This window comes from Pusillimonas sp. (assembly GCF_029263785.1).
Lineage (GTDB): Bacteria > Pseudomonadota > Gammaproteobacteria > Burkholderiales > Burkholderiaceae_B > Pusillimonas.
On sequence record NZ_JAJUFE010000075.1, the window covers coordinates 1 to 9217 of the forward strand.

At 59.3% G+C, this 9217-nt stretch carries 7 protein-coding genes and 1 tRNA gene; 4 read left to right on the top strand and 4 right to left on the bottom strand.

The genetic code is table 11. From position 1 onward, the window contains the following. Positions 1-385 precede the first annotated feature (385 nt). Positions 386-2134 (bottom strand): SulP family inorganic anion transporter, encoded by a 1749-nt coding sequence (gene sulP / locus Q1J88_RS12325; RefSeq protein WP_301118022.1) that lies wholly within the window; start codon positions 2132-2134, stop codon positions 386-388. Between the two features lie 139 nt (positions 2135-2273). On the opposite strand from sulP, the gene Q1J88_RS12330 reads away from it, so the two are divergent. Genes Q1J88_RS12330 through Q1J88_RS12340 form a run of 3 tightly spaced genes read left to right on the top strand, consistent with a single transcriptional unit; the run spans position 2274 to position 4352 of the window. Continuing rightward, positions 2274-2600 (top strand): metalloregulator ArsR/SmtB family transcription factor, encoded by a 327-nt coding sequence (locus Q1J88_RS12330; RefSeq protein ID WP_301118023.1) that lies wholly within the window; start codon positions 2274-2276, stop codon positions 2598-2600. Positions 2601-2651: 51 nt separating this feature from the next. Continuing rightward, on the top strand, positions 2652-3968 hold the full coding sequence (locus tag Q1J88_RS12335; protein WP_301118024.1) for an FAD/NAD(P)-binding oxidoreductase: 1317 nt from the start codon (positions 2652-2654) through the stop codon (positions 3966-3968). 12 nt (positions 3969-3980) lie between these two features. Further along, positions 3981-4352 (top strand): DUF5368 domain-containing protein, encoded by a 372-nt coding sequence (locus tag Q1J88_RS12340; protein WP_301118025.1) that lies wholly within the window; start codon positions 3981-3983, stop codon positions 4350-4352. Positions 4353-4485: 133 nt separating this feature from the next. Here Q1J88_RS12340 and Q1J88_RS12345 read toward each other — a convergent pair. Together Q1J88_RS12345 and Q1J88_RS12350 are read right to left on the bottom strand one after the other, a co-directional pair. Continuing rightward, positions 4486-4559 (bottom strand) — tRNA-Gly (locus Q1J88_RS12345). Between the two features lie 156 nt (positions 4560-4715). After that, the gene (locus Q1J88_RS12350; RefSeq protein ID WP_301118029.1) at positions 4716-7208 is read right to left on the bottom strand and encodes a heavy metal translocating P-type ATPase; all 2493 of its coding nucleotides are present in this window, start codon (positions 7206-7208) and stop codon (positions 4716-4718) included. Positions 7209-7303: 95 nt separating this feature from the next. Between Q1J88_RS12350 and Q1J88_RS12355 the strand changes: the two genes are divergently transcribed. Continuing rightward, the gene (locus Q1J88_RS12355; protein WP_301118027.1) at positions 7304-8248 is read left to right on the top strand and encodes a cation diffusion facilitator family transporter; all 945 of its coding nucleotides are present in this window, start codon (positions 7304-7306) and stop codon (positions 8246-8248) included. Between the two features lie 42 nt (positions 8249-8290). On the opposite strand, the gene Q1J88_RS12360 is transcribed toward Q1J88_RS12355, so the two are convergent. Continuing rightward, positions 8291-9217, bottom strand: a 927-nt coding sequence (locus Q1J88_RS12360; RefSeq protein WP_301118028.1) for a histidine kinase, incomplete at its 5' end; no start/stop codon positions are given.

Consider the following 9217-nt stretch of genomic DNA (forward strand, 5'->3'; position numbering starts at 1 on the left):
TACACGCCCAAGGCAGATACCACTGCCAGCCGCAAGACGCTTGGTCGCAGCGTGGGAATAATTCTTTGCCCGACAAGAAATGGTGTTTGCATGGTCAGCCGTCTCTGTAAGCGCTTGTTACCAACCGCCGGGAACACACAGTGGAGGATCAGATTCACATGTGTCTGAAACCGTACGCATGACAACAAACTAATACAAAAAATTCCACTGAAGTCTGACCGCTGCAATTCGTTCGAGACAACCTTTTTTCGACGAAATCCCCTATTTTTTCGATGAAATTAACTGGGTATGTGCGTGTTTGGCACCGTAGCCGTCTTCTCGCGCTGAACGGGTGGGGCGCCGTTGTCGCCCGCAATCCGGCGCACAGCCAGGACCTGCGTGGGGGTCAAGCCAGGCTCTCGGGGGCCAGGTCCGCAATGCCTTGGTAGTGGGTAAGGTAAACCCGTCCGCTGAGGTTCTTCAGGAATGACGTGCGGGCAAGTTTGTCCATCACCGGCCCCTTCACCTCCGACAGATGAAGGCGGATGCCCGCATCGTTCAAACGCATCTCGATCGCCTCCAGGCTTTCGAGAGCGCTCGCATCAATATCGTTGATGGCCGAGCACTGCAGCACCACGTGCTGAAGCTCAGGGAGATCCGCAACCGCCTCATTGATGCGATCCTCCAAAAAGCGCGCATTGGCGAAATACAGACTTTCGTCGATGCGAAGCCCCAGCACCCGGGGGCTGGTGCGCACCGCATGTCGAAGGACATTGCGGAAGTGTTCAGTGCCGGGTACCTGCCCGACGACGGCCACGTGAGGCCGGCTGCTACGGTACAGGTGCAACATCAGCGCCAGGCCAACGCCGGCAATCAGGCCGGCCTCCACCCCCGCCAGCAAGGTCGTGACGAGCGTGACCGCAACCACCGTGAAATCGAATCGGGAGTACCGCCATGTGCGCTTGAGCATGCCCATATCGACGAGCGACAGTACCGCCACCACGATGGTGGCCGCCAGCGTGGCTTGCGGCAGGTGGTGCAGCAGCGGAGTGAGCATGAGGGTAGCAACGGCGATACCAATGGCGGTGTAAATTCCCGCTGCCGGTGTTTGAGCGCCTGCATCAAAATTGACCACAGAACGAGAGAAGCCGCCCGTTACCGGCAGTCCGCCCGTAAAGGCCGCCGCCACATTGCTTGCCCCCAGCGCGACCAGTTCCTGGTCGGGCTCGACGCGCTGGCGCCGCTTGGCTGCGAGTGTCTGCCCCACTGAAATGGATTCGGCGAACCCGACCACGCTCAAAAGCAGCGCCGGTACGGCCAGCTCCTGCCACAAGGTCGGGTTCCATGCAGGGGGCGTGAACGGCGGAAGCCCCTGCGGCACGGCACCCACTACCCGCACGCCGCGCTCGGCCAGATCCCAGAACCACACCGCGGCCGTCGTCGCTGCGATCGCTGCCACAGGCCCCGCCTTGGCGAGTGCATCGGCCCAGCGCGGTCCGATACCGATCCGGCACAGCCACGGCCTGAGCCGACTGCGCGCCAACCAGAGGAACAAGAGGGCGGACAGCCCCAAGACCACGGTAGGACCGTTGATCTGTGGCAAACCTTTCCAAAGCGCAGTAACCAACTCCGGCAGGGTATCGCCTGAGGCCGTGATTCCCAGGACGTGCTTCGCCTGGCTCAAAGCAATCAGCAGGCCGGACGCCGAAATGAAGCCGGATATGACAGGGTGCCCCAGGTAGTTTGCCAGCCAGCCAAGACGCAACACGCCCATGAGCATCAGCATAAGCCCCGACAACAAAGCCAGCACAAGCGCGGCCGTCCAGTAGTCCAATGTACCCACCGCAGCAACCTTTCCCACGGCTGCTGCTGTCATCAACGAGGTCACCGCTGCAGGCCCGACCGCCAATGTGCGGCTGCTGCCAAACAAGGCATAGGCCAACAGGGGAAGCATGCTTGCATAGAGGCCGGCCTGGGGTGGCAGGCCGGCCAGCATGGCGTAAGCCAGACTCTGCGGAATCAGCATGAGCGTGACGATGCCGGCAGCGAGCATGTCTGCAGACCACAGCCCCCGGTCGTAGTTCTTCCCCCAGGACAACAGCGGCAGCCAGCGCGCAAACGCAGTGCATCGTCTGGATGTGTCAGCCTCTCTCATCGGCGAACCTTGATAGCGAGCGGGAACGGCAAGCGGGCAGGCCATTCAAAAACCATCGAAATCACGGGAATAACTCCACATATCGATTTATATATTTATATATTATAATTTGTTTATCCTTCTCACAGAGAAAACTACGATGTCAACGTTCAACAAGGGCAACTTGAGAACGCCTGAGCAACTGCGCGAGCACGCTGGCGAAGCGTGCGCCTTGCTCAAGGTTCTTGCCAACGAAGACCGCCTGATGCTGCTGTGCCAGATCGCGTCCTCTCGCCACAACGTGGGCGAACTGGAAGCGATCACTGGTATTCGCCAACCCACCTTGTCGCAGCAGTTGGCTGTGCTGCGAACGGAGGGCCTGGTCGAAACCGAGAAGGAGGGAAAGTACGTCTACTACCGGCTGGCCAACGACAACGTCGTGCGCATCATGCGCATGCTATGGGAAATTTACTGCGCGCCGAAATGAACGGGCGCGAGACCATGAAACAACCCCATCACCGAATCGAAGGAGACTGCAATGGACCAACCGCTCAAGAAACGCCGTGCTTTGCTGGCGATCGGAGCCGCCGGTGCCGCGGGCATCGCGTTCACACCGGACATTGCGAACGCTGCAAATAAGGTCAAAACCACGGCTCGCATCGTCATTGCCGGCGCTGGCGCCGCAGGACTGGCGGCGGCATCACGCCTTTCCAGAGCGCTGGACGGCGCGAAGATCACGTTAATCGATGCGCGCAAAGAGCACTTCTACCAACCAGGCTTCACGCTTGTGGGCTCGGGCATCAAGCCAGCCAGCTACGTGATCTCCTCCACCGCTGAATACGTGCCTGCAGGCGTCGAGCTGGTGCAAGAACGAGTCGCCGAGTTCGACCCGGAGGGCAAGAAGGTGGTCACGGAGAGCGGTCAGGCTTATGCCTTCGACTTTCTCGTAGTCGCCACCGGCATGAAGCTGGAGTACGGTCTGATCGAAGGCATGAGCGAGGAACTGATCGGCCGGCACGGCATCGGCAGCATCTACCATAGCCCTGCAAAAGCCGAAGCTACGTGGAAAGCCATGTCGGACTTCGCAGACAAGGGTGGCCGCGGTATATTCCTGCGCCCTAACACCGAGATGAAGTGTGCGGGCGCGCCGCTGAAGTACACGTTCATCACGGACGACTACCTGAGCCGGCGCGGTCAGCGCAGCAAGGCAGAGGTCGTCTACAACTCGAACAACAAGACTCTGTTCAGCGTCCCCATAGTGTCGGAGAAGGTACGCATGCTGTTCCAGGAACGCAGCATCCAGGTGAACTACGAGCGCGTTCTCAAAACCATTGATCCGGGCAAGCGCATCGCCACGTTCAGCACTCCTTCGGGAACCGAGGAACAGGGCTATGACTTCATCCACGTCATTCCCCCCATGCGCGCGCCCGAGCCCATCCGCAACAGTCCGCTCCCCTGGCAGTCCGGTCCCTGGGCTGCTGAAGGCTGGATGGAGGTCGACAAGGGCACTCTGCGCCACGTGCGCTACCGCAACATCTTCGGCGTGGGCGACATCGCCGGCGTGCCAAAGGGCAAGACCGCCGCGAGCGTTAAGTGGCAGGTACCCGTCGCAGTCGACCATATCGTCGCCGAGATCGCGGGCAAGACCTCCGATGCGCTCTACACCGGCTACACCTCCTGCCCCCTCATTACGCGGCTGGGTCGGGCCATGCTGGTCGAATTCGATTACCAAAACAACCTGGTTCCTTCCTTTCCCGGCGTGATCGCACCGCTGGAGGAGCTGTGGGTCAGCTGGGTCATGAAGACCATGGCGCTCAAGCCCACCTACATCAGCATGCTGCGCGGCCGCGCCTGAGGAGAAACTGCCATGAAAGAACTTGATCCCTTCATCCTGCTGGCTGTCTTCCAGGAGATGCTCGGCCCCTGGCTCTGGATTTTGCTGGCCGTCGTCATCCTGGGCCTGCTCGCGTTCGCCGTGCTGCTGGTGCGCGAGAAGGGCCTCGACTCACGACGCTGGGTGCGTTCAACGGGGCTGGGCGTCATTGGTGGAGCACTCGCCCTGGTTTTGATGGCGAAGGTTTCGTCCTCGGGCTTCACCGATGCGGCCGGGCCTGTCGACTGGTTACTGATCGCTTTGGTGTTCGGCGCCGGCCTAGTGGGTTCGACCATATTGGTCTACACCGTCACCGGCTGGTGGGTTGCCCGCCGGCGGCCAGCCAGCACCGCGACCGCGCACTGACGAGGGCAAACTTATAACGCCATCGTCCATCACCGTCGACGCCATCTGAGCATGCACAGCCGGTCTCACGGGCTTCGTACCGTTTTGCACCGGCAGTCAGCGCACTTAGCTGGAAGTACCTGGAAAGTTGAAGTGGAGCGGGTGATGGGAATCGAACCCACGCTTGAGGCTTGGGAAGCCGCCGTTCTACCATTGAACTACACCCGCGTAACATCACATCTGGATGTCGGTTAGGCCGCACGCCACATCGTTCGGGGAAGATGCAGCGCGGGAAACCGATTTTATGCCTGTTCCGGGTACGTGCGCAAACGTCTGACCTGCAAGTAACCACCCACAAGAAAACCGACTCGAACGGCCGGACCCTCACGCCTGCTGCGCCCGTGTTTCGGATACCTGAAACTGTCGCAAACGCAGGGCATTGCCCAGAACAAAAACACTGGATAGCGCCATCGCACCGGCGGCGAAGATGGGGGACAGCAAGATGCCCCAGGCGGGGTACAGTATGCCCGCCGCCACGGGAATCAAAGCCGTGTTATATGCAAATGCCCAGAACAGGTTTTGATGAATATTGCGTATGGTGGCGTGAGACAGTGCAATAGCACGGGGCACACCCTGCATATCGCCAGACATAAGCACCACGTCTGCAGATTCCATTGCGATATCGGTGCCGGTACCTATTGCCATGCCTATATCGGCTTCGGCAAGAGCCGGCGCATCGTTGATACCATCGCCTACAAAAGCCAGCGTACCGTAGATGTCTTTCAAATGCCGCACCGCTTCTACCTTGCCCTCGGGCAGAACTTCGGCCACTACATCGTCGATTCCAAGCTGTTTGGCGATTGCCTGCGCTGTCTGTGTGTTGTCTCCGGTTACCATCACCACCTTCAGGCCCAATTGATGCAATGCCTGAATAGCCGCAGGGGTGCTTGGCTTGATCGGATCCGCTACGGCAATTATCGCGGCCAGGCGACCGTCAATCGCTGCGTACAAAGGCGACTTGCCCTGGCCGGCAAGAAGTTGGGCCGTCGGCGCAAATGCCTCGATGTCAAGACCCAGGTCACGCATGTATCGAGCGGCGCCGATCTGAACCCGCACACCCTCTACATCCGCGTACACGCCGATGCCCGACACCGACTGGAAGCCGCTTGCCACGGGAACCTCCAGATTCTCATTTCTGGCGGCTTCCACGATCGCCCTGGCGATCGGATGTTCAGAGCGCGATTCCACCGCCGCCACCTTGGCAAGCGCATCTGTCCGATCAAAACCCTCTGCAATGCCAAGATCGGTAAGCGCAGGCCGTCCTTGCGTCAGGGTGCCGGTCTTGTCTACCGCAATAACCTTGACATCTTTCAGTTGTTGCAATGCCTCGCCTTGCCGGAATAAAACCCCCATCTCGGCACCCCTGCCCGTTCCCACCATGATCGACGTAGGGGTAGCCAGCCCCATGGCGCAGGGACATGCAATGATGAGCACGGCCACAGCATTGACCAACGCAAATGTCAGTGCAGGAGAAGGTCCGAAAATCAACCACACCAGGAAGGTAAGCAGTGCCGCCAGCATGACCGCCGGGACGAACCACAACGTGACCTTGTCGACCACGGCCTGAATCGGAAGCTTGGCCCCCTGGGCCTGCTCGACCATCCGAATAATCTGGGCCAGCATGGTGTCGGCTCCTACAGCCGTCGCCCGGAATGTCAAGGCACCCTGCTGATTGACAGTTCCGCCAACCACCTTGCTTCCTGGTGCTTTCTCGACAGGAATGGGTTCACCGGTAATCATGGATTCATCGACAAAGCTGCTGCCTTCGATGACGGCTCCATCTACAGGCACCCGCTGTCCGGGACGTACCTCGACGATGTCGCCGACGACCACATCGCTGATAGGGATGTCGATCGTGCGACCGTCTCGTTGAACATGCGCGACCTTGGCTTGCAAGCCGACCAGCCGTTTGATGGCCTGCGTGGTACGGCCTTTTGCCCGGGCTTCGAGATACCGTCCCATCAAGATCAACGCAACGATGACAGCGGCAGCCTCGTAATACACATTCACGGTACCCGATGGAAGAAGGCTAGGCGCAAAGGTGGCAACAACCGAATAGCCGAAGGCAGCCAGGGTGCCTACCGCCACTAGTGAATTCATGTCGGGAGCCAATCGAAAGAGCGCGGGGAAGCCCTGCTGGTAGAAGCGACGACCGGGTATCGCCAAGACTGCCAGAGTCAGCACGAACTGCAAATACCAGCTTTGTTGCATTCCGATAGCGGCGTCGATCCATTGATGCATGCCTGGGATAAGGTGCGAACCCATCTCCAGGACGAACACAGGCAGGGCCAGGACAAGGGCCAGGATAAAGTCCCGCTTGAGCCTGGACTGTTCGGCATCGCGCCGTTCGCCCGCCTCATCCATCGCTTGCGAAGTGGTATCGACACTGCGGGCTTTATAACCTGCTGCGGCCACAGCCTCGATCAAGAGCCCGGACTCTGCCACGCCTCGTACGGTGGCGCGTTCGGTGGCCAGGTTGACCGAGGCCTCGGCTACGCCAGGAACAGTGAGCAACGCTTTTTCTACACGGCCGACACACGATGCGCAGTTCATGCCCTGCACTTCCAGCTCGATGACCTGGGCCGGTACGTGGTAACCCGCCTTCTCGACGGCCTGGACCAGTGCCATTTTGTCAACGTTACGGTGAGCCCGGATTTGCGCTCGTTCGGTGGCCAGGTTCACCGAAACAGAATCGACGCCTTCGACTTTGCCCAGAGCCGCCTCGACCCGGCCCACACAGCCCGCACAATTCATTCCCTGAATGGGAAGGCTTATTACCGGGCTTGACGGACGATCGCTGAGTTCAACGTTATTCATGATGACGCTCTGAAAGTGATATTCGACATGATCAAGCGTAGGGCTTACCATCATGGGAAGGTCAAGTTGAAGACGGTTAGCCTGTCAAATTTTAAATGGCTCATTCTCACTCGCATCACGGTCACGACCACGATCACTCGCCTACGGTCACCCGCGCCAACGAACGCAAGGTGTTGATCTCGTTCGTCCTGATCTTTGGCTTCATGCTGGTCGAAGCCGTGGGGGGAATATTGTCCGGGTCGCTGGCGCTATTGGCCGATGCCGGACATATGTTGACCGATGCCGCGGCACTCGCCTTGGCGTATGCTGCGTTCCGGTTCGGCCGCCGCGCCGCAGACAGCAAGCGCACGTTTGGCTACCTGCGCTTCGAAGTCATAGCGGGATTCATCAATGCCCTGACTCTTTTTGGTATTGTGGTCTGGATCTGCTACGAGGCATGGCGCCGCTTTTTCGTACCACACGAAATACTGGCCGGGACCATGTTGGCCGTGGCGGTTCTGGGCTTGCTGGTGAACCTGCTTGTACTTTGGATAATGACGCGCGGCGACACCGAGCATGTCAATGTAAAAGGCGCCATCTTGCATGTCATGGGCGACTTGCTTGGGTCGGTCGGCGCCGTCGCCGCCGCCGTCGTCATTCACCTGACAGGCTGGACGCCCATTGATCCGATTCTTTCGGTTCTGGTGGCCGCGCTGATATTACGCAGCGCCTGGAAGCTGATGAGCAAATCGCTCCATATACTGCTCGAGGGCGCGCCGGAAGAAGCGTCACCCGACAAGCTCGAACAGGGCCTTATGGGTTCGGTTTCCGGATTGGCTGCAGTCAGTCATGTGCATGTCTGGCAACTGACATCCGGGCATACCATGGCCACCTTGCACGTGCGTGCCCTGGTCGACGACGATGCCCGGATAGTAGTGAAACGGGTCGAAAAGGCGCTGCACGACATGTTTGGCATTGAACATGCCACTATCGCCATCGACTGGAACGCCGACGCCGAGGATAGCGCCTGCAGCTTGCACACCGACGAAGCTCTTCACTGACTGTTGCGCGGGTTCTGGTGTGCCAGTAAGCGGGTGAACCTGTCAGGCTGCGGAACCCGTGATGTCGAGCTCTACCGGTTTTCCGCGTAGCGTGATCCGAGCTACGGTACATCCAGCCTGCTGCCCCAAGGAAAACTCGTGACGATCGGGAAAATACAGTGCAAGGCGCCGCGAAAGATTCCCCAGTCCGCCCTGCCGCCGGCTTCCCTTGGGGACCTGTGCGGTCTGCAAGCGCCCCGGGTTGCTAAGCTCAATGACCAACTCGTCTCCCTTGCAACGCACATCCAATTGAATCAGAAATGTCTCGTACTCGGCGCGCATCCCATGCTTGATGGCATTTTCAACCAGGCCTTGCAAGGTCATGTGGGGCAGCTCAAAATCCAGGGCCGCAGGATCGACCCTGCTCCGAAACTCCAATCGCTCATCGAACCGCAACGCCTGAATGCGTATATACGACTCTGCCGCCTCGAGTTCCTCATCAAGCCTCGACGTGCCCCGTCCCCGTCTATCCAGTGAGTAGCGCAGGTAGTCGGCCAAACGGCGCGTCAACTCTTCGGCCAGCGCCGGCCTGTCTGAGATTTCCGCCACCACTGCGTTCAGCGCGTTAAACAGGAAGTGCGGTTCAATCTGTTTTTGCAGATGTTCGAGCTCCAGCAACATGGCGCGGTTCTCGGCCTTCATTTTGGAAATGCGAGCATTTCGGGCAGCCAGCTCGGCCCCTACGCCAAAGTAGATCAGGGTCCAGATCCAGAATATTCCCATGTAATAAAAAAACCCCAGTCGATACTGAGCTTCGGCGACGCCATGTAGCGCTCCCGGCGGGAACAAGCCGTGTATGACATAACCAATGGCCGGCAATAGGGCCGATGCCAGCAAACACAACAGGGTTGCAAACGCCAAGGTGGGGATAAGCGCTGTGTTTTTCCCGTAGCGTCCATGAGCGAGCGCAGCTGCACTGGTCAGCACAAA

What these genes read in the sequence shown, in the direction of transcription:
- Q1J88_RS12350 (WP_301118029.1), bottom strand. Translation starts at nt 7,208, where the DNA reads ATGAATAACGTTGAACTCAGCGATCGTCCGTCAAGCCCGGTAATAAGC.
- sulP (WP_301118022.1), bottom strand. Translation starts at nt 2,134, where the DNA reads ATGAGAGAGGCTGACACATCCAGACGATGCACTGCGTTTGCGCGCTGG.
- Q1J88_RS12335 (WP_301118024.1), top strand. Translation starts at nt 2,652, where the DNA reads ATGGACCAACCGCTCAAGAAACGCCGTGCTTTGCTGGCGATCGGAGCC.
- Q1J88_RS12355 (WP_301118027.1), top strand. Translation starts at nt 7,304, where the DNA reads ATGGCTCATTCTCACTCGCATCACGGTCACGACCACGATCACTCGCCT.
- Q1J88_RS12340 (WP_301118025.1), top strand. Translation starts at nt 3,981, where the DNA reads ATGAAAGAACTTGATCCCTTCATCCTGCTGGCTGTCTTCCAGGAGATG.
- Q1J88_RS12330 (WP_301118023.1), top strand. Translation starts at nt 2,274, where the DNA reads ATGTCAACGTTCAACAAGGGCAACTTGAGAACGCCTGAGCAACTGCGC.